Source organism: Aquisalimonas sp. (assembly GCF_007120195.1).
Taxonomy (GTDB): Bacteria; Pseudomonadota; Gammaproteobacteria; order Nitrococcales; family Aquisalimonadaceae; genus Aquisalimonas.
On the sequence record NZ_SKOG01000269.1, the window covers coordinates 1 to 18,791 of the forward strand.

Below are 18,791 nucleotides of genomic sequence, written 5' to 3' on the forward strand. Positions count from 1 at the left end.
AATTGGGCAAGATGCATCCAGCGGGCAGCGCATGAGTGCATGGGTTAGAGTGAGAATGCACAATCGGCTTTTCTGACAAAAGGAACGCCATGAGCACCCCGCGCCTTGCGATTATTGCCAGCACCTCTGATACCGCGCGGGAGGCGGAAGCGGGTTTACTGGCAAGGTATGAGACGGTGCCCCCGGAAGAAGCCGATGTGATTGTCGCGTTGGGCGGCGACGGACTCATGCTGCGCACTCTGCACAAGTACATGACACTTGGGAAACCCGTTTTCGGGCTCAACTGCGGCAGTGTCGGCTTTCTGATGAACCGCTTCGAGGCGGACGGCCTATACGAGCGTCTGCAAAACGCCCAGCCAGTTACCATCAAGCCGCTGCACATGCGTGCGCGCACCGCTGGCGGTAACTGGCGGGAGGCCAGCGCCATCAACGAAGTGTCACTCCTGCGCCAGACCCGTCAGACCAGCAAGATCCGCATCAAGGTGGACGGTGTCGTGCGGCTTGAGGAACTCATTTGCGACGGCGTGCTCGTAGCCACCCCGGCCGGCAGTACCGCGTATAACCTCTCCGCCGACGGACCCATCCTGCCGCTCAGGGCAGGCATACTGGCCCTGACCCCGATCGTGGCATTTCGGCCCCGTCGCTGGCGGGGAGCCGTTTTGCATAATACCGCGCATGTGGAGTTCGACATTCTAGAGACGCCCAAGCGGTCCGTCAGCGCGGTCGCAGACTTCACCGAAGTGCGCGACGTGCGCTACGTGAGCATTCGGGAGGATCCGGAGCGGGCGCTGACCCTGTGGTTCGATCCCGAGCACAACCTGGAGGAGCGTATCGTCAAGGAGCAGTTTCTGCCCTGAGTGGCCTGTTTCGGCAGGCCAAGCGGGTGTTAGCATCCGGTCAGCGGGCGGAACGTGACACCATGATCGGATCTCACCCGGCTCTTCCGCCGTGAGGCCCGGCGATCTGATCTGGCGGGTCATGGGCATCGCCGATGAGCGCGCGCTGTTGTTGGCTCCCCAAATGCGGTCATCCCCCTTGCACCATCTGGGGTTGGCTGCCGTGGTGCCCTGTCCAGGCCCGGCTTCAGGGTTGCCCGGACTGTCTACATCCTATTCTGTAATCTGTCAGACTAGGGCACGATCAACAAAAACCGGAAGAGTGAGGACCATGAGCGAATCGAAACAACCCTGGACGCAGCCCATGCCCGAGCGCCAGTTTAGCCTGATGCGGGATATCCTGGCTGCGCCGAGCCCGGTGGGTCTCGAGGGCGCCATGACCTTCGGTGTGCTGAAACCGTATTTCGAGACCTTTGCGCCGAAGGACTGGCACGTGCACCAGTTCAAGGGCCACGCCGGCGTGGTGCTGGATACGCACCCCGGCCGAGACGACCTGTTCAGCATCATGATCATCGGGCATGCGGACAAAATCCGCCTGCAGGTGCGCAGCATCGGTGACGACGGCAAAATCTGGATCAACAGCGACTCCTTCCTGCCCCCCACGCTGATCGGCCACGAGGTGAAGCTCTTCAGCGAAGATCCAGACAACCCCGGCAGCTACCGGGTGATCGAGGGTGGTACCGTGGAAGCGCTTGGCGCGATTCATTTCGCCGATAACGCGTTACGCACCGGTGAAAAGGGCGTCAAGAAGGAACAGCTCTACTTGGAGCTGCAGATCCATGGCGAGAACAAGAAACAGCAAGTAGAGAACCTGGGTGTGCGGCCCGGCGATCCCATAATCCTGAACCGCCCGATCCGCAGGGGCTTCAGCCCGGATACCTTCTACGGGGCTTACCTGGATAACGGACTGGGCTGCTTTGTGACCGTCGAGGTGGCGCGCCTGATCGCCGAGACCGGCGGTACGCAGAACCTGCGCGTGCTCTTCGCCATTGCCAGCTACGAAGAGATTGGTCGCCTGGGTAGCCGGGTGTTTGCCGGGGCGCTGAACCCCGATGCGATTCTCGCCGTGGACGTGAACCACGACTACGTGGCGGCGCCAGGCATTGGCGATCGGCGCATGCAACCGCTGGAAATGGGCAAGGGCTTTACCTTGGCGGTGGGTGCCATAGCCAGCGAACAGCTCAACCGCGTGATCGAGAGCACGGCCAAGGAGCATGCCATCCCCATGCAGCGGGATGTCTGCGGCGCGGATACGGGCACCGACGGCATGGCCGGAGTACTCGCCGGCGTGGACTGCGCGGCGACCTCCATCGGGTTTCCTATCCGTAACATGCACACGATCTCCGAGGCAGGGCATACCAAGGACCTGCTGGCAGCCATCCACGTCATTTACCGTTCGGTACAGACCCTGGATGCACTGCCGCGTGCCGACCGGGAGTTTCGCGAGAACCATCCCCGTCTGGATCAAGCCGGCGTGTTAGGCCATCAAGGCGCGGAAAAGCCCTCGGAGGAAAAAGGGAGCTAGAAGGGAACCACCGGGAAGGGGCGCGGTTGTGCCCCAGATCCGGGCGTGCGCGCGCCCCCATCACGCATCTAGAGGGGGTGATTTAGACGACCGCCGGCGTCCGCAGGCTCAGTCGGCCTCGTCCTGATCACACTCCCGCAGGCAATTGGCGTAGAGCACTAGGCTGTATTCCCTCAGGTCGAACTGACGTTGCTGAGCAATACGCTTCTGGCGATTCTCGATGACGTCGTCCACGAACTCCTCGACCTTGCCGCAATTGACGCAGACGATGTGGTCGTGGTGGCCGCCGTCAGCCAATTCGAAGCGCGCCTGACCGCCCTCGAAATGGTGCCGCTTGACCAGCCCGGCAGACTCAAAGTGGGACAGCACCCGGTAGACCGTTGCCAGGCTGAAGTCGGAGCCCGCATCCGACAGCCGTCGGTAGACTTCCTCTGCCGTGAGATGATGTTGCCTCTGCTTTCCCTGCAGGGACTGCAGCAGCTCAAGCACTCTGACCCGTGGAAGCGTCGTCTTGAGACCAGCTTTTTTCAGTTGGGGATACTCCATTACGAGACTCCGGCTCGACCCTATCCTCTGGGATACAACTTAGACTCAGTCTAGACCATTTTTTTGCCGTTGACGAGGGAAGGCGCTCGGAAGTAGTTTACGGCTTCGTCGTCTGGCTGTGGCGGCTTCGAATACGAATCACCAGATCCATGCCTTCGATCTCCGTACCCTCTGGCAAGCCCAGATCACCCTGGATTGCCAATCTGCCGGCCGGAATATCGGATAACTCACCGGTATCAAGATTATAGACGTGGTGGTGAGCCGACGTGTTGGAGTCGTAGAGCGTGCGGTCGGGTGCGGTCAGTACCTCGTTGATCAGGCCATGGCGCACAAATAGCCCCAGCGTGTTATACACGGTTGCCTTGGAGACGTGACGGTAGGCTGTGTTCACCTGCGCCAGGACCTGATCCGCGGACAGATGCTGCGGGCGCTGGAACAGGAGGTGGGCGATATCGACCCGCTGTTGCGTGGGCTGAATGCCGAAGCGCTCAAGCATCGCCCGCACCTGGCTGCGCTCCAATGGGAAATTGTCATTTCGCTGATTCATGCCGTAAGAATATCATTACGGTCGGGCGGATGCGCAAATTGTGTCTGGATTCTCAGACGCGGTGCGCACGGTGACCCCCTCCCGGGCGTGGACCTAGCGGGCGGATAGCCGCTACTGTTGCACTCGGGTCGCGGCAACGGTGGATGCGCCGCCGATGCCGATGGGAGAAGACGAGATCTATGCGGAAACTGTTGCTCCTGCTTGTCGTTGGTGTGTTCATCCTGATTCTGGCATCCGTGCTGTTCAGCAGACCCTCCTCCGAGGATACCCCCGACGCCGGCTCGGCTGACGCCGACGCGGATTTGGGCGAGCGCCGCGGCGCGTTGGTCGACGAAGTCGTGTTTACGCAGGAATCCGATGCCGGCAAGGTCGCGGGCTTGATTGAGGCGGGCTCCCACCATGTCTTCGCGCAAGGTGTCACCAACACGACCGCCTACCACCGCCTGCGGGACTCGCAACAGGCGACCTACGAGGAGGCCTACGGCACGTCCTCCGAGTTGACGCTCAACCCCGCCGGCCCCGAACTCGCCAACGGCGAGCTGAACCCCTTCGCCGTCAAGGCAATCCGAGAGGCCATGAACTGGCTGGTGAACCGGCGACATATCGCGGAAGAACTCTACGGCGGGCTTGCCGTGCCACGCGCCCTGCCCGTGAACACCGCGTTCCCCGACTACGCGCGCCTGGCGGATACCGCACGGGCCCTGGAGCTGGAATACGGCCACAACCCGGATCGCGCCCGGCGGGTGATCCGCGAGGAGATGGAGGCGCTGGGCGGGACCCTCGAGAACGGCCGCTGGATATATAACGACCGGCCGGTGCGACTCATCGCACTGATCCGCTCAGAGGACGCGCGCAAGCGGGTTGGCGATTACGTGGCCAACCTACTGGAGGACGAAGGCTTCCGGGTGGAGCGGCAATACCGCACGGCCGAGGAGGCCTCGCGGATCTGGATCGGCAGTGATCCCGCAGGTGGGCGCTGGCATGTGTACACCGGCAGCTGGATCTCCACGGTCATCAATCGTGATGTCTCTGACAACTTCAGCTTCTACTACACGCCACGGGGACGCCCTGACCCGCTCTGGCAGGCCTACGACCCTGACCCGGAGCTGGACGAGATCGCCGACCGGCTCCAGCGGCGTGATTACGCCACCAGCGAGGAGCGCCAGGAGATGATGGCCCGCGGCATGGAGTTGGCCATGAAGGATTCGGCGCGCATCTGGCTGGTCGATCAGACCAATATTCTGCCCCATGCGGCCAATGTCGAGCTGGCGGCGGATCTGGCCGGTGGTGTCGCTGGCTCTCGGCTGTGGCCCTATACCCTGCGGTTCCGGGATCGCGTCGGTGGACGCATCGTGTTTGCCGCCCCGAGCCTGCTCACGGAGCCCTGGAACCCGGTAGCAGGGAGCAATTGGCTGTTTGACACCATGATCACCCGTGCACTGAGCGACGATGCAGTGCTGCCGGATCCGTTCACCGGCCTGTACTGGCCGCAGCGCATCCAGGAGGCCGAAGTGACCGTCCAGGCGGGCGTGCCCGTGGAGCAGACCCACGACTGGCTCTCCGTTGTGCGCAGTGAGTCGATCCAGGTGCCCGAGGACGCCTGGATCGACTGGGACGGGGAGGCCGGCCGTTTCATTACCGTGGGCGAGAAGCACGAGGATGGGGTCACCGCCCGCACCCGCACCCGGGTGCGTTACGAGGACGGCTATCTGGAGCGCCGCTGGCATGACGGCTCGACGATGTCCGTGGCAGATGTGGTGCTGCCGTGGATCCTCACCTTTGCCCGCGCAGACGAGGAGAGCAGCCTGTTCGACCCCAGCCACGTGCCGCTGTTGGAAGTGTTTCAGCGCCATTTCCGGGGCTGGCGCATTACCTCGACGGATCCGCTGACAATCGAGATCTACAGCGACCAGATCTACCCGGATGCGGAGACCATCGTCGCCCAGCGGGTGCCCTCGGCGCAGCCCTGGCATACGCTGGCGCTCGGTATTCTGGCAGAGCGCGGCGGCGAGCTGGCGTTTTCCTCGGACAAGGCTGACCGACTGGAAGTTGACTGGATGAGCCTGGTGGCCGGCCCCAGCCTGAACGTGCTGAAGCGGGCGTTGGAACTCGGGCGCGAGAACGATTTCGTCCCCTATGCCGACGTGCTCGGGGAGTATCTGGGCGAGGATGAAGCGCGCGAGCGCTATACCGCGCTGGCGGACTGGTATGCGCAGCGGAACCATTTCTGGGTGGGTGACGGGCCGTTTTACCTGCACGCGGTTTATCCCGTGGAGCGGACTGTGGTCTTGCGCCGTTACGAGGATTTCCCGGATCCCGCCGATAAGTGGCTGCGGTTTACGCGACCACGGATTCCGGAGGTGAATCTGGACGGGCCGATGATGGTGCACATGGGCGACGAGGCGAGCTTCCGGCTGGATATTACCTTTGAGGGCGAACCCTATCCGGAGGATGCCATTGACGAGGTCCAGTATCTGCTTTTCGACGGCGACGGTCAGCTCCACCGCAAGGGGAAGGCGGCCCTGGCGGCTAATGGCCAGTGGCGCATTGATCTCGACAGCGATGAGCTGGCGGCGCTTGGCACCGGCGCCAACAGCCTGGAAGTGGCGGTGACATCAAGGGACGTTGCGCTCCCCGCGTTTGTGTCCCACGCCTTCGGCACAGTGCCGGCGGGCACTGCCACCCTGGAGCAAGAGCTTTGAGTGTCGTGCCCGGTGCCGGCCCGGCGCGCCGCGGATGGCTCACGGACCTCCGGCGCATCATGGTGTTCACGGGCAAACGACTGATCGCCCTTGTCCTCACCGTGCTGGTGGGCGTTTACCTGACCATACTCATTGCCAACATGGGCGGTCAGGTGGATGACCTCCGGCTGATCCAAATCCGCTCGAACGTCTCCGAGCAGGTGCGCGCCGATCCGACGTTCTTTGATCTGCCATCCGAAGAGCGCCAGGACATCATCGAGCGCCGCGTGCAAATGGAGGTGGAGCGCCGCAGCCTGGATCAGCCCTTTTTCGTGCGCAGCATCGATTACCTCCAGGGTGCCATGCTGCTGGATCTCGGCCGCGCCGAGGAAATGCATAGCGATCGCGGGGCCCGGGACGTGTACTGGATCATCGTCGAGCGATTACCGGCAACCCTGCTGCTGTTCGGTACTGCCAACCTGCTGGTGTTTTTCGTCTCGGTGTGGGCGGCGCTGTGGCTCTCTCGACGCTACGGCAGCGGCACCGATCGCGCGGTGATTGCCCTGGCGCCGAGTTCGGCCGCGCCCGGCTGGTTTTACGGCATTTTCCTCATTCTGTTCTTTGCCTTTGTTATTCCGGTTCTGCCGGCCGGCGGCATGGTGGATATCCCCCCGCCGGAGAGCAGCTGGGAGTATGGGCTCAGCGTCATGCGGCACATGATTTTGCCCGTGGTGGCAATGTTTTTGTCATCGATTTTCATCTCGATCTATTCGTGGCGGACCTTCTTCCTGATTCACTCCAGCGAGGACTACGTGGAGATGGCTCGGGCCAAGGGGCTACCCTCGGCATTGATCGAGCGGCGCTATATCCTGCGGCCGACCCTGTCGCCCATCATTACCAGCTTTGCGCTGATGCTCATCGGCCTGTGGAGCGGGGCGATCATCCTGGAGCAGGTATTCAACTGGCCGGGGCTGGGCACGCTGCTGTTCCAGGCCATCGGCCACCGGGACACGCCAGTGATCATCGGCTCGGTCGTGATCTTCGCCTACCTGCTGGCGCTGACGGTGTTCCTGCTGGATATCCTGTACGCCATTTTGGACCCAAGGGTGCGTGTCGGCATCGAGGGGGATAACCGATGAGACGCTGGCTGGAGGGGCTGCGGGAGCTGCGGCAGTACCCCTCGGCGATCGGGGGCATGGCGTTGATCGCGTTTCTCATCGCCCTGTCCGTGTACACCGTCATCGCCATTCCCTATAACCAGGCGCTGGATCTCTGGCGCGGGGGCGAAGAATGGCGCATGCACCCGATCAATGCGGGCCCGGTATGGGCGGATCGACTCACTGGCGGCAACAAGCCCGAGACCGTGCTGGTGAGTAGTGCCGATGCCGACGTGCGGGAGGCCGGCTTCGAGGGCGGGCGCCAGGTCCGCATCCCGCTGGCCTTCAATTACGACTACGGTGATTTCCCAAGCGAGATCAATCTCTTCCTCAAGACCGAGGACACCGACCGCGAGGCCTTCGTGCGCCTGAGCTGGCAGACGCCGGACGGCGAGACCATCCCGCTGGGCGGACGTCGGATTGCCCAGGAGGATCGGGTCTCCATCTCCCAGAATCGGGCGCTGGAAGCGCGGCTGGGCGTCTCGCCCCATATCGGGCTATTCGCCGATGCCCTCGATGGCGATGACCCTTCGCCCCAGGCGGGGCGTTATCAGCTCATGGTGGACGCCATCCTGTACGGGGAGGAGGCGTCGCTGGACGCGGACCTGGCGGTGTACGGCCGTGTGCACGGCATTGCCGGCACCGACCACCAGCGCAGGGACATCATGGTGGCGCTTCTCTGGGGTACGCCGGTGGCCCTGGCCTTCGGCTTGCTGGCTGCCGTGGGGACGACCGTGACGACGCTGGTAATCGCCGCCACCGGGGTATGGTTTGGAGGCCTGGTGGATGCCACCATTCAGCGCCTTACCGAGGTCAATATCATTCTGCCGCTGCTGCCCATTCTGGTCATGGTGGGCACGCTCTATTCCACCAGTATTTGGCTCATGCTGGGCGTGGTCATTGCGCTGGGGATTTTCAGCGCAGGCATCAAGATGTACCGGGCCATGCTGTTGCCCATCCGACAGGCGCCGTATATCGAGGCCGCCCGCGCCTACGGGGCCAGCAACAGCCGGATCATCATGCGTTACATGATCCCGCGCATTCTGCCGGTGCTGATCCCCACGTTTGTCACCCTGATCCCCACCTACGTCTTCCTGGAGGCCTCCCTGGCGGTGCTGGGCCTGGGGGATCCGATCCTTCCCACCTGGGGCAAGGTGCTCAACGACGCCCAGGTGCAAAGCGCACTCTACAACGGCTTCTACTACTGGGTGGTGTCGCCGGCTCTGCTGCTCATGCTCACCGGGCTCGGCTTTGCGATGCTCGGTTTTGCCCTGGATCGCGTTTTCAACCCACGCCTGAGGACGCAATAACCATGGCGCAAAAGACCCTGCTCAGCGTTGAGGGCCTGGAACTTCAGTACCAGACCCGACGGGGTGTTGCCCGGGCGGTGGACGGAGTCAGCTTCGATATCCTCGCCAATGAGGCCCTGGTGGTGCTCGGCGAATCCGGCTGCGGCAAGAGCTCCCTGGCCAAGGCGTTGCTGCGGGTGCTGCCCCGCAACGTGCACCGCTTCTCCGGGAAAGTGATGCTCGGTGATACGGATATTATGGCCCTGAGCGAGGAGGCGTTTCGCCGCGACGTGCAATGGACGCGGATCGCCATGGTCATGCAGGCGGCCATGAACGCGCTCAATCCGGTGGTGCGCGTGGGCGAGCAGGTGGCCGAACCGCTGCGGGTGCATATGGGTTGGAGCCGTGCCCGCGCCATGGAGCGCGTGGCCCGGACCTTTGAACAGGTCGGGGTCTCCACTGACTTCCTGCAACGCTACCCCTTCGAACTCTCCGGAGGGATGCGCCAGCGCGTCGTTCTGGCCATGGCGCTGGTCACGGAGCCGGAGCTGGTCATCCTGGACGAGCCCACCTCGGCGCTGGACGTCCTCACCCAGGCGGGCATCATGAACGTACTCAAGCGCATCAAACAGGAGCAGGGCACGAGTTTCATGCTGATCACCCACGATGTGGCGACTTCCAGCGAAATCGCCGACCGCGTCGCGCTCATGTACGCCGGCCAAGTGGTGGAAGTGGCCGATGCGCAGGATTTCTTCCATGCGCCCGCACACCCGTATTCGCAGATGCTTATGGCCAGCGTGCCGCGGCTGCGGCAGCGCGAGGAACCGGCCCATATCCCGGGGCAGCCACCGGATCTGATCGATCTGCCTTCCGGTTGTCGCTTCGCCGACCGCTGCCCGTCCCGGTTCGGGCGTTGCGCCGAAGACCCGGAGCCGATCCGCCTCGCCAGGCGGCACCATGTGCGTTGCTGGCTCCACGCCGGTCGCTCCGGCGGAGGTGGCGCATGAGTGCCGTGCGGTCGTCAGCACAGGCGCGGGGACGGGATGGACCGCTGCTCGCCGTGCAGGATCTCCATACCTGGTTCGAGTTGCGCCAGTGGGGGTTCCTCCGCGTGGGTTCGGTGCGAGCCGTCGATGGCGTCGACTTCGAGCTGGCGCGCGGTGAAGCCGTGGCTTTCGTGGGCGAATCCGGCTGTGGCAAGAGTTCCCTGGCGCGCACCCTGCTCGGGTTGCATAAGCCCACCCGTGGCGAGGTCGTGTTCAACGGCACGCGGGTCGCCGATCTGCGTGGCAAGGACATGCAGTGGTATCGCGCAAGCGTCGGCTATGTGCAGCAGGATCCCTACGGCGCGCTACCCCCGTTTATGGATGTGCGCCGAATTCTGAGCGAGCCGCTGATTGTCCACGGCATCAGCAGCCGGGTCGAGCGCGAGCGGCGCATCCGCCAGGTGCTCGATGAGGTGCGCCTGAGTCCGGCGGAGACGATACTCGACAAATTCCCGCACATGCTGAGCGGCGGCCAGCAGCAGCGGGTGGTGATAGCCCGGGCCCTGGTGCTGGAGCCGTCCATGATTATCGCCGATGAGCCGGTGTCCATGCTGGACGCATCCGTGCGGGTGGAGATTCTCAATCTGCTCCGGCGTATCCAGACAGAGCGCGAGTTGACGCTGGCCTTTATCACGCACGATCTATCCACCGTACGCCATTTTGCCGACCGCATCTTCGTCATGTACGCCGGTCGCATCGTCGAGCAGGCGCCGGTGGACGAGCTGCTGGCGCATCCACAGCACCCCTATACACAGTCCCTGCTGGCGGCCATTGCCGATGTGGACGCGGCGAACGCCCGCCAGCAGCGCGAGGTGCCGGGCGGTGAGCCACCCAGCCTGCTGCATCCGCCGCCGGGCTGTCGCTTCCACCCCCGCTGTCCCCATGCCATCGCCGGCGTGTGTGAGGTGGATGATCCCCCTCAGTTCGAGCCGCGGCGGGGTCACCGCTCGGCCTGCTGGCTGCACCGTTAGTCATGTTCGCGGGGTTGGCGCGCCTGCTGCTGGGCATCGCCATCATGCTGGCGGCGCTGGCCGTGCTACTGGCCATGGTGGCCGGAGCGCTGGCGGCGAGCCTGCTGCTGTCTCTGGGTGCCTACGCGGGGCTCTTTGCCGGCATGTTCACGGCCCTTGGCGGCATCCTGCAGCTTGTGCGGGCGCGCTAGTGTCCTGTAACCGAAATTCGTTGTCTTTTGCTTGTCGGTGCGCCTTCGGCTAGGCGCCGGGCCGAAGGCGTAGCGGATCCTACGGCTAGGACCGGCAACACCGCCTCGGAGGCGCACCGGCAAGCCCTCCGGGAGCGTCTGTCCGGCTGCGGAGCGGTGTTTCGCCTCTTGCCAAGGGCGACGGCCATTGGCTGCGAGCCGCGCCTTGCTCCACGGCCGGACAGGCAGCTCAAAAGATAACGAATTTCGGTTACAGGACACTAGAAGCGGCGATGAACGAGTGCCGAGCCCATGCGTTCGTCGGTCAGCCAGGTGACGCTAATGCCGATACCCCACCCGGTTTCCAGGTTGACGCCACCGGTGCGCAGCCGAATGCCCACCTGGGCCGACTCGTCACTGCCCTCCGGATAGCGGTAGAGGGCGTGGACCTCGGTTTCCAGGCCGTTTTGCGCACTCCGGAAGCCGACCGCTGCTCCCGCATCGGTGCGGCTTGGCCCCCAGTCGCGATCCAGGTGGACGGCTTCGAGCCCCAGCAGCACGTCGAAGTTGTGTGTGGCCCGCTGTGCGATGCCGATCTCTACTTCGCCCCGATTGGCTGCTGCCGTGCCGTCATCATTCTGATCGCCCTCCAGGCGCATGCCTTCGACACCCAGGTAGAGGCCGCTATCAAGCCTGCCGCGGAGAGACAGTGTCGGACCGAAGATGACATCCTCGAGAATGTCATCCTTGTAGACGGCAAGCCCGCCGCTCATCGTCAGGGAACCGGCGGACACGGAGCCCACGGCACACATCGACAGCATTAGCGCCAAAGCGGCGGCGCACGATTGACGGCAAGGCATGCTCGTGTCCTGTAACCCAAGTCTATCCCGGAGAGTGCCGGGCCATAACGGTGCATGCAAGCCCGCATGCCGCGAGTGCCCTGACCTATCACTGCTGCGCGCCCAGGGCGAGGGCGCGCTCCCGGGTGGCCTGCCGATCGCGTAGCCCGCGGGGTGGTCCACCTGCCTCCGGCCAGCCCTGAACATGTTCCATTAGGAGGCTCGTGAGCATATCCAGATGGTCGGCACGGTCGTTCAGGCAGCGAATATACCGCAGCTCTTCGCCACCCGCCTGCTCGAAGTACTCGGCGTTCTCGCCCTCGATTTCTTCGAGCGTCTCCAGACAGTCGGCGGAAAAACCCGGGCAGACAACGTCCAGCCGTTTGACGCCCGTCTTGCCGAGTTCGTCGACGGTCTCGTCCGTGTAGGGCTTGAGCCACTCCTCATTACCGAAGCGCGACTGGTATGACACCATCCAGGCGTCGTCGGGGAGTGCCAGCGCTTCTGCGACCAGCCGCGCCGTTTTACGGCACTGGCAGTGGTAAGGGTCGCCATCGAGCAGATAGCGCTTGGGGGTCCCATGAAAGGAGAACAGCAGCTTCTCCCCGGTGCCGTGCTCCTCCCAGTGCTCCCTGATGCTGTTGACCAGGCAACGGATATAGCGCTCGTCGTCGTGGTACTGCCCGATGAACCGCAGTTCCGGAATCCAGCGCCACCGTTTGAGTTCATCGGCAAGCGCGTCGAAGGTTGATGCCGTGGTGGTGCCCGAGTACTGAGGATAAAGGGGCAGTACAACCAGCCGCTCTGCACCCTTGTCACGCAGTGCCTGCAGGGCTGCGGCGATGGACGGGCTGCCGTAGCGCATGCCCAGCTCCACGGCCACTGGGCCCTGGAGCCGTTGCGTCAGTCGCTCGGCGATACCTCGTGTCTGGGCCAGCCCCGTCACCAGCAGCGGCGAGCCGTCGTCACTCCAGACCTCGCGGTAGGCGGCTGCCGATCGCTTGGGCCGCGTGCGCAGGACGATCCCGTGCAGGATGGTCCGCCAGACAATGCGCGGCAGTTCGATGACCCGTGGGTCGGCGAGGAACTGTGCGAGATACTTTCTAAGCGCCGGCGTTGTTGGTGCGTCCGGGGTGCCGAGATTGGCGATGACAACGCCGAGGCGCGGCGTGTCGTCGTGGCGAAACCCTGCTTTGGCGGTGTAGCGCATGGGGATCTCCGTGCTGGCGCTTACGAGTTTAAGCCACCGGAGGGCGGCATGGCGTTGATGACAGCAGCCGGCAGGTTGACAGCTGGACGTAGCCGCAGGTTCGCTCGGCGAGGCGGCATCGCCTCTGCAGCGGCCGACTTGAAGGCCACTTATGGCGCTGGCAATGCTCATGGGTGGGTCGTGGTGTGGCGTATCCGCAATCCTGGTCGCAGTCGCTGCCGCCGGACGCCCGGCCACGGGTCAATCCTCGTGGTAGAAGTCCAGGTCCTCGACGTGGCCCAGCACCGCGGTGGCAATATTGGCCAAATGGGCCGCGACGCGCTTGTAATGGCGGGCAAGCAGCGAATACGCCACCGCTTCGTGAAACTCGATCTGGTCCTCGTCGGCAAACATTTCCTGGATGACCCGGTCGCACTGTTTGCGGATGTCGCGTGCCTTGACGAGCGCCCCCTCGGCCTTGCCTTCGTCCGACTTGCGGCAGGCATCCGAGACCATGCGGAACATCTCAACGGTCTCTTCGGACACCCTGTCCAGAGGCTCCTGGTATTTCGGGACGTTGAACCCCTCCGTGTAGAGTGCCCCCACCTCGAAGACATTCTTGCAGTAATCCCCGATGCGCTCGGCGTCCTTGGCGACGATCATCAGCGCCAGGCTCACGGCGACGTCGTAGCCCGGGTTGACTGTCAGGTGTCGTAGCACCTTGCGTCGGATGGAGCGCTCAAGCTCATTGATGGCGCGGTCGCGGGCATAGATGCTGTCGCGTACGTCCCGGGCGGGCGCCGAACGGTGCAGCACATTGTTCGCCCGAATGAACATCCAGGACGCATGATCCAGCATCTCCGTCAGGTCGGAAAAGGCCTGGTCCAGCGCATTATCGGAAGTCAGTGCCGTGTAAAGCTGTCGAAACATTCGTAAACCCCGCGGGGCGTCATCCGTAAATGATAAAAAGTTCGGTTACCGCGATCCCTGTGATTGGTAGCAAGAAGAATACCAAGAAAAGGAAAAGGAACGCATAGCGCGTCGAATCCGCGGCGAGGCGGCCGTACCAGGTGGCCGCCCTGACGGGGATGTTACGCAGCGGATACCAGATCGCCGTACCGATGAGATTAAAACACACATGGAACAGCGCCACCGTCATTGCCGCCGATACCGGATTGGCCGTGGCGGCAAGGATGCTGGTAACCGTGGTTCCCAGGTTAGCACCGATCATGAACGGAAAGACTCGCAACATAGGGACCACCCCAGCGCCCGCCAGCGGCACCATAAGGCTGGTGGTGATTGTGCTCGACTGCACCATGACCGTGGAGAATATACCTACGGCATACGACCGCAGGTCGGTGCGGAAGAAGTACGTCCGGAACAGCCCGTCCATGCGACGCAGCAGTGCACCGCGCAGGTTTTGCACCATGAAGATCAAGGCAACAAACATCAAGGCGAGCCCCAGCGCGGCCGTGAGCAGCCCTTGCGCCGTGGGCGTGGGCATCAGCAGCGCGGAGAACCAGTCGAACAGATACACCACGGGGCGGGTGATCACTTTGATCGGGCTGTTCGGATTGGCGACCTCCTCCAGGCCAATCATATCGCTCAGCGAATTGGCCAGGCGGGTGACCAGGCCGCGCCCTTGCTCGTGCAGTGCCCCGGAGATCCATTCCAGCGGGAACAGGATGGCCACCGTGAGCAGGTTGAAGAAATCGTGCAGCAGCGCAGCGGTGAAGGAGCGACGGAAGTTGCGCCGGATGCGGATATTCGCAAGGGAGACGATCACGCCCGTGACGGAGGTGCCGATATTGGCCCCCATGATGGCGAAAACGGCAGTGCCCAAGGGCATGTCCCCGCCGGCCACAAGAGTGACGATCAGCGCGGTGGTAAAGGAGGAACTCTGTACCAGGACCGTGACCAGTACCGCGCCCATGAGCGCAATGAACGGGTTCTCGCCGTAGGCGAACGCCCGCTCCATAAAGTCGCTTTGTTCGCCGAACAGGCCGAGGCCGCTGCTCATAACGTTGAGTGCGGCAAGGAACAGATAGAGGAACAGCCCGGCGTAGAGGCCGCGCTGCCAAGCCGGTACTTCCCGTGATGTTTGGCCGCGATTCCATACGGAATCAGACGATTCGGACACAGATGGAAGTTGGCCCATGGGCGCTTCGACAACCCTCGTTTTTGAGCCCGTGCAAGCGTGCCCGAAAGGCGACAATGTTACAAGTCTGTGACAGTCAGTGACTGCGGCGGCGTAACGTGAATCGAGATGGCCCGACAGCGGCCAGTATCATGGCAAACCGCATACGCCTTGGCGCAGGCAGGCGCGCCCGTGCCGTGGCGTCCGGCGGGGCGTTATCGGCCACGGTCGTCCTTCAGGCGCTCGAGTGCCCGGCGCCGCGCGCTGCGACGGGACAGAGGGGTGGTGGCCCGGTCGTGCTCGAGGTCCTCAAGCCGCCGCGCCTGCTCGCGGTCGCCCCAGCATGCCCGGGTGAGCGCGTCGTTTTCATTGCCGGCGGCGTTGCCACGACGCCGGCGCAGCCAGAGGATTAATGCGACCGCCCCGGCCGCTGCGACAATCAATAGCAGTTCTGACACGGGAGTCTCCTAACGCGTAATCGAAGGGAGTCCGGCGAGGGCTATAGCCACTTCCGATTCCGCGTACTCGTGGTCCTTCAGCTTGCCGCCGAGATAGTCGGTGTACGCCTGCATGTCGAAGTTGCCGTGGCCGCACAGGTTGAACAGGATCGCCTTGCTTTGCCCTGATTCCTTGCACCGCATCGCTTCGTCGATGGTGGCCTTGACGGCGTGATTGGCTTCCGGGGCTGGAATGATGCCTTCTGCGCGGGCGAACTGCAGCCCGGCGGCGAAGCATTCCAGCTGCTCGTAGGCGCGCGGCTGAATCAGCCCCAGATCCGCGAGATGGCTGATTTGCGGTGCCATGCCGTGATAGCGCAGTCCGCCGGCATGGAAACCGGGGGGCACGAAGCCGGAGCCCAGCGTGTGCATCTTGGTCAGCGGTGTGAGGTGCGCGGTATCGCCGTAGTCGTAAGCGAAACGCCCCTTGGTCAGCGTCGGGCAGGCGGCTGGCTCCACGGCGATGAACTCCATGCGCTTGCCCCCGCGCAGCTGATCGCCAAGGAACGGGAACACAATGCCGGCGAAGTTGCTTCCCCCTCCGGTGCAGCCGATCACCAGGTCGGGTTCGTCCTCCGCCATGGCCATTTGTTCACGCGCCTCGATGCCGATGACCGTCTGGTGCAGCAGCACGTGGTTGAGGACGCTGCCCAGGGCATAATGCGTGTCCTCCCGCTGTGCTGCCATTTCCACCGCCTCGCTGATCGCAATACCCAGGCTGCCGGTGCTATCCGGGGTGGCGGCGAGCACGGCACGGCCGGCGGCGGTGGTGTCGCTGGGGCTGGCGATACACTCGGCGCCAAAGCTTTCCATGAACGCACGGCGGTAGGGCTTCTGCTGAAAACTGACTTTCACCATGTAGACGACGACTTCGATCCCGAAAAGCGCCCCCGCCAGGGCGAGGGACGAGCCCCACTGACCCGCCCCCGTTTCCGTGGTGATATGCTTGATGCCCGCTTCTCTGTTATAGAACGCCTGGGCAACGGCGGTATTTGGTTTGTGGCTGCCCGTGGGGCTGACCCCTTCATACTTGTAGTACAGGCGCGCCGGCGTCCCCAGGGCCTGTTCCAGGCGCCGAGCCCGATACAGTGGGGACGGCCGCCATTGCCGGTAGACGTCACGAACGGGCCCCGGAATCTCAATGTCCCGCTCCGTGCTCATCTCCTGCTCGATGACCGCACCAGGAAACAGCGGCAGCAAATCATCGGCGCTGATCGGCTGGTGGGTGCCGGGGTGGAGCACCGGTGCCAGCGGCACGGGCAGGTCCGCGTTGATGTTGTACCAGTGCCGCGGCATGCGCGATTCGTCCAGCACAAACTTCACAGTATCCGTCATTGTCCGTCCTGATCCTCGGCGTGGTGTAGGCACTGTGTTGCGCCCAATCGGTGGAGTGCTCTGCCCCGGCGATCAACGTGTCCGCGTTGTCGCTATCCCCGCGATGATGACTGATTCCGGGACCGACCGTCATCTTCCATTTCGCCCCTTCATGGTTGACTGGGTTATCGGCGTGCGCCGGCCGCTCGTCCAAGCTGCCGGGACCAAGAGCAAGATACCGTTCAACCCCCTAAGAGCACCCTCCCCGCCGCACGCCGAGCATGCTGCAGACCTCCGGGGCTTGTCGTACACTGGACGCCCACCACCGTGCGGGGTCGATCACCATGCAGCTCAAAGGGATTCACCACCTCACCGCCGTCACCGCCGATGCCCCCGGCAATTACGCCTTTTACACGCAGACGCTGGGGCTGCGGCTGGTCAAGAAGACCGTCAACCAGGATCAGACCGAGGCGTACCACCTGTTCTACGCCGACGGTGTCGGCTCCCCTGGCACGGACATTACGTTTTTCGATTTTCCGGTGCCGCCGGAGCGACGCGGTAGCCAGAGCATTAGCCGCACCGGCTTCCGGGTCGCGGGGGAAGCGAGTCTGCCCTGGTGGCAACACCGCTTCGAGACGCTTGGTGTCACCCATGGCCCCATCCACGTCCGCGATGGCCGGCTCACCATGGATTTCGAGGATCCGGAAGGGCAGCGGTTGAGCCTGGTGGATGCTGGTGAGCGCAATGGAGGGCATCCGTGGGAGCAAAGCCCGGTCCCCGTCGAGCACCAGATGCTGGGGTTGGGCCCGATTACCATCAGCATCCGCCAATGGGAGCCCACCGACGCCGTGCTGACCCACATCCTGGGCATGGAGCAGGTGCGGTCCTACACGCACGACGGTACGCAGACGCTGGTCTATAGCATGGGTGACGGCGGTGCCGGTGCCGAGCTGCATGTGGCGCTCGAGCCCGGCATGTCCCCGGCGCAGGCCGGAGCGGGTGGCGTCCACCACGTGGCCTTTTGTGTCGCCGATGACGACTATGACGCCTGGGCCGAGCATCTGCCGGCGGCGCGGCTGCCCTCCAGTGGCCCGGTGGACCGGTACTATTTCCGCAGCCTGTATTTCCGGGAACCCAACGGCATCCTCATGGAACTCGCCACTGAGGGCCCCGGATTTGCGGCCGATGAGCCGCTGGAGTCACTGGGCCAGTCACTCGCCTTGCCGCCGTTTCTGGAGCCCCAGCGCGAGGCCATTGAGCGCCGCCTCAAGCCCCTGGAGACGGGGTCATAACACCAGCGGTTCTCGGCCATACCGGCGCCGCAACCAGTTGATGGATCGGAACACGGCGGGCCTGCTGACGAGCCAGCGCTCCAGGCGGTATTTGCCGGGAAAGTTGAGCAGGCTCATGCCCACCAGGATTGTCAGAACCCCCTGCCCGGGAAGGACGAGCATCAACAGGCCAGCGGCGACCAGGACTGTACCCAACACGTTCTTGATGACCAGCAGCGCCGCTCGGATGACGGGGTGGCGCTTGACCAGCACTTTTTCCTCACGGCGACGATGGGCAAAGTAGGTGCTCGGGATACGAAGCACGATCAACGGCACCAGCACCATCCCTGCGAGCAGCATGACGAATGAGCTGGCGGCGAGCCACCAAAGGAGCGTCTGATTGGCCAGTAGCCACTCGAGCATCGTTGCATTGATCTCCGGTCATGGGAGTATTTACCCGCTGTATCGACTCTCGACACGGGGCTGGCGCGTTTTTTGGATGGCGGCTGGCGTACCAGTTGGCTCATTGGCTCCCTGGCTCCGCCCGTATCCGCAAGGTTGGGCTGACAGAGCGCTGCGCTTGGTGTGTTCTAAGTGGTGGGCCCGGCTGGATTCGAACCAGCGACCAAGGAATTATGAGTTCCCTGCTCTAACCACTGAGCTACAGGCCCGTGCAGTTCGTGTGGTGCGGCGCGTGTTGATCAAGGCCTGACGCA

18 protein-coding genes and 1 tRNA gene are annotated in these 18,791 nt (G+C 63.6%); 9 read left to right on the forward strand and 10 right to left on the reverse strand.

Annotated features, from left to right (window positions below):
* Positions 1–89: 89 nt before the first annotated feature.
* On the forward strand, positions 90–857 hold the full coding sequence (locus QZT63_RS18340) for an NAD kinase (RefSeq protein WP_290653247.1): 768 nt from the start codon (positions 90–92) through the stop codon (positions 855–857).
* Between the two features lie 310 nt (positions 858–1,167).
* Positions 1,168–2,421: a M20/M25/M40 family metallo-hydrolase gene (locus tag QZT63_RS18345; protein WP_290653248.1), complete on the forward strand. Its 1,254-nt coding sequence runs from the start codon at positions 1,168–1,170 to the stop codon at positions 2,419–2,421.
* Positions 2,422–2,529: 108 nt separating this feature from the next.
* Here QZT63_RS18345 and fur read toward each other — a convergent pair whose 3' ends face one another.
* Together fur and QZT63_RS18355 are read right to left on the reverse strand one after the other, a co-directional pair.
* The gene (gene fur / locus QZT63_RS18350) at positions 2,530–2,967 is read right to left on the reverse strand and encodes a ferric iron uptake transcriptional regulator (RefSeq protein ID WP_290653249.1); all 438 of its coding nucleotides are present in this window, start codon (positions 2,965–2,967) and stop codon (positions 2,530–2,532) included.
* Between the two features lie 97 nt (positions 2,968–3,064).
* On the reverse strand, positions 3,065–3,514 hold the full coding sequence (locus QZT63_RS18355; RefSeq protein WP_290653250.1) for a transcriptional repressor: 450 nt from the start codon (positions 3,512–3,514) through the stop codon (positions 3,065–3,067).
* A 179-nt stretch (positions 3,515–3,693) separates the two neighbouring features.
* On the opposite strand from QZT63_RS18355, the gene QZT63_RS18360 reads away from it, so the two are divergent.
* The 6 genes from QZT63_RS18360 to QZT63_RS18385 are packed head-to-tail and all read left to right on the forward strand — an operon-like array spanning position 3,694 to position 10,849.
* Positions 3,694–6,216, forward strand: coding sequence for an ABC transporter substrate-binding protein (locus QZT63_RS18360; protein WP_290653252.1), 2,523 nt, complete (start codon positions 3,694–3,696; stop codon positions 6,214–6,216).
* Positions 6,217–6,275: 59 nt separating this feature from the next.
* Complete coding sequence (locus tag QZT63_RS18365; protein ID WP_290653277.1) at positions 6,276–7,334, forward strand: ABC transporter permease; 1,059 nt, start codon at positions 6,276–6,278, stop codon at positions 7,332–7,334.
* Positions 7,331–8,662, forward strand: a complete 1,332-nt coding sequence (locus tag QZT63_RS18370) for an ABC transporter permease (protein WP_290653254.1) — start codon at positions 7,331–7,333, stop codon at positions 8,660–8,662. Before QZT63_RS18365 ends, QZT63_RS18370 begins: the two co-directional genes overlap by 4 nt.
* Before the next feature lie 2 nt (positions 8,663–8,664).
* Complete coding sequence (locus QZT63_RS18375) at positions 8,665–9,648, forward strand: ABC transporter ATP-binding protein (protein WP_290653255.1); 984 nt, start codon at positions 8,665–8,667, stop codon at positions 9,646–9,648.
* Entirely contained in the window at positions 9,645–10,658 is a 1,014-nt protein-coding gene (locus QZT63_RS18380; RefSeq protein ID WP_290653257.1) for an ABC transporter ATP-binding protein, read from the forward strand. The genes QZT63_RS18375 and QZT63_RS18380 overlap by 4 nt, the downstream gene beginning before the upstream one ends.
* Positions 10,659–10,660: 2 nt before the next feature.
* A complete protein-coding gene (locus QZT63_RS18385) occupies positions 10,661–10,849 on the forward strand; it encodes a hypothetical protein (RefSeq protein ID WP_290653259.1) in 189 nt (62 codons plus the stop codon).
* Positions 10,850–11,109: 260 nt separating this feature from the next.
* Here QZT63_RS18385 and QZT63_RS18390 read toward each other — a convergent pair whose 3' ends face one another.
* From QZT63_RS18390 to QZT63_RS18415, 6 genes are all read right to left on the reverse strand, one after another.
* Positions 11,110–11,631 carry a hypothetical protein gene (locus QZT63_RS18390; RefSeq protein ID WP_290653261.1) on the reverse strand — a complete coding sequence of 174 codons (522 nt, stop codon included), beginning with the start codon at positions 11,629–11,631 and terminating at the stop codon, positions 11,110–11,112.
* Between the two features lie 145 nt (positions 11,632–11,776).
* On the reverse strand, positions 11,777–12,877 hold the full coding sequence (hemH, locus tag QZT63_RS18395) for a ferrochelatase (protein WP_290653263.1): 1,101 nt from the start codon (positions 12,875–12,877) through the stop codon (positions 11,777–11,779).
* 240 nt (positions 12,878–13,117) lie between these two features.
* Entirely contained in the window at positions 13,118–13,786 is a 669-nt protein-coding gene (locus QZT63_RS18400) for a PhoU domain-containing protein (protein WP_290653265.1), read from the reverse strand.
* Positions 13,787–13,805: 19 nt separating this feature from the next.
* On the reverse strand, positions 13,806–15,071 hold the full coding sequence (locus QZT63_RS18405) for a Na/Pi symporter (RefSeq protein ID WP_290653267.1): 1,266 nt from the start codon (positions 15,069–15,071) through the stop codon (positions 13,806–13,808).
* A 137-nt stretch (positions 15,072–15,208) separates the two neighbouring features.
* The gene (locus tag QZT63_RS18410) at positions 15,209–15,451 is read right to left on the reverse strand and encodes a hypothetical protein (protein ID WP_290653269.1); all 243 of its coding nucleotides are present in this window, start codon (positions 15,449–15,451) and stop codon (positions 15,209–15,211) included.
* 9 nt (positions 15,452–15,460) lie between these two features.
* Complete coding sequence (locus QZT63_RS18415; protein ID WP_290653271.1) at positions 15,461–16,825, reverse strand: TrpB-like pyridoxal phosphate-dependent enzyme; 1,365 nt, start codon at positions 16,823–16,825, stop codon at positions 15,461–15,463.
* A gap of 260 nt (positions 16,826–17,085) precedes the next feature.
* On the opposite strand from QZT63_RS18415, the gene QZT63_RS18420 reads away from it, so the two are divergent.
* On the forward strand, positions 17,086–18,096 hold the full coding sequence (locus QZT63_RS18420; RefSeq protein ID WP_290653273.1) for a ring-cleaving dioxygenase: 1,011 nt from the start codon (positions 17,086–17,088) through the stop codon (positions 18,094–18,096).
* Here the strand turns inward: QZT63_RS18420 and QZT63_RS18425 are convergent.
* Both QZT63_RS18425 and QZT63_RS18430 read right to left on the reverse strand, forming a co-directional pair.
* Positions 18,091–18,498, reverse strand: coding sequence for a PGPGW domain-containing protein (locus tag QZT63_RS18425; protein ID WP_290653275.1), 408 nt, complete (start codon positions 18,496–18,498; stop codon positions 18,091–18,093). The genes QZT63_RS18420 and QZT63_RS18425 overlap by 6 nt on opposite strands.
* Before the next feature lie 172 nt (positions 18,499–18,670).
* Positions 18,671–18,746 (reverse strand) — tRNA-Ile (locus QZT63_RS18430).
* Between the last annotated feature and the right edge of the window lie 45 nt (positions 18,747–18,791).

What these genes read in the sequence shown, in the direction of transcription:
- QZT63_RS18340 (WP_290653247.1), top strand. Translation starts at nt 90, where the DNA reads ATGAGCACCCCGCGCCTTGCGATTATTGCCAGCACCTCTGATACCGCG.
- QZT63_RS18345 (WP_290653248.1), top strand. Translation starts at nt 1,168, where the DNA reads ATGAGCGAATCGAAACAACCCTGGACGCAGCCCATGCCCGAGCGCCAG.
- fur (WP_290653249.1), bottom strand. Translation starts at nt 2,967, where the DNA reads ATGGAGTATCCCCAACTGAAAAAAGCTGGTCTCAAGACGACGCTTCCA.
- QZT63_RS18355 (WP_290653250.1), bottom strand. Translation starts at nt 3,514, where the DNA reads ATGAATCAGCGAAATGACAATTTCCCATTGGAGCGCAGCCAGGTGCGG.
- QZT63_RS18360 (WP_290653252.1), top strand. Translation starts at nt 3,694, where the DNA reads ATGCGGAAACTGTTGCTCCTGCTTGTCGTTGGTGTGTTCATCCTGATT.
- QZT63_RS18365 (WP_290653277.1), top strand. Translation starts at nt 6,276, where the DNA reads ATGGTGTTCACGGGCAAACGACTGATCGCCCTTGTCCTCACCGTGCTG.
- QZT63_RS18370 (WP_290653254.1), top strand. Translation starts at nt 7,331, where the DNA reads ATGAGACGCTGGCTGGAGGGGCTGCGGGAGCTGCGGCAGTACCCCTCG.
- QZT63_RS18375 (WP_290653255.1), top strand. Translation starts at nt 8,665, where the DNA reads ATGGCGCAAAAGACCCTGCTCAGCGTTGAGGGCCTGGAACTTCAGTAC.
- QZT63_RS18380 (WP_290653257.1), top strand. Translation starts at nt 9,645, where the DNA reads ATGAGTGCCGTGCGGTCGTCAGCACAGGCGCGGGGACGGGATGGACCG.
- QZT63_RS18385 (WP_290653259.1), top strand. Translation starts at nt 10,661, where the DNA reads ATGTTCGCGGGGTTGGCGCGCCTGCTGCTGGGCATCGCCATCATGCTG.
- hemH (WP_290653263.1), bottom strand. Translation starts at nt 12,877, where the DNA reads ATGCGCTACACCGCCAAAGCAGGGTTTCGCCACGACGACACGCCGCGC.
- QZT63_RS18400 (WP_290653265.1), bottom strand. Translation starts at nt 13,786, where the DNA reads ATGTTTCGACAGCTTTACACGGCACTGACTTCCGATAATGCGCTGGAC.
- QZT63_RS18415 (WP_290653271.1), bottom strand. Translation starts at nt 16,825, where the DNA reads ATGACGGATACTGTGAAGTTTGTGCTGGACGAATCGCGCATGCCGCGG.
- QZT63_RS18420 (WP_290653273.1), top strand. Translation starts at nt 17,086, where the DNA reads ATGCTGCAGACCTCCGGGGCTTGTCGTACACTGGACGCCCACCACCGT.
- QZT63_RS18425 (WP_290653275.1), bottom strand. Translation starts at nt 18,498, where the DNA reads ATGCTCGAGTGGCTACTGGCCAATCAGACGCTCCTTTGGTGGCTCGCC.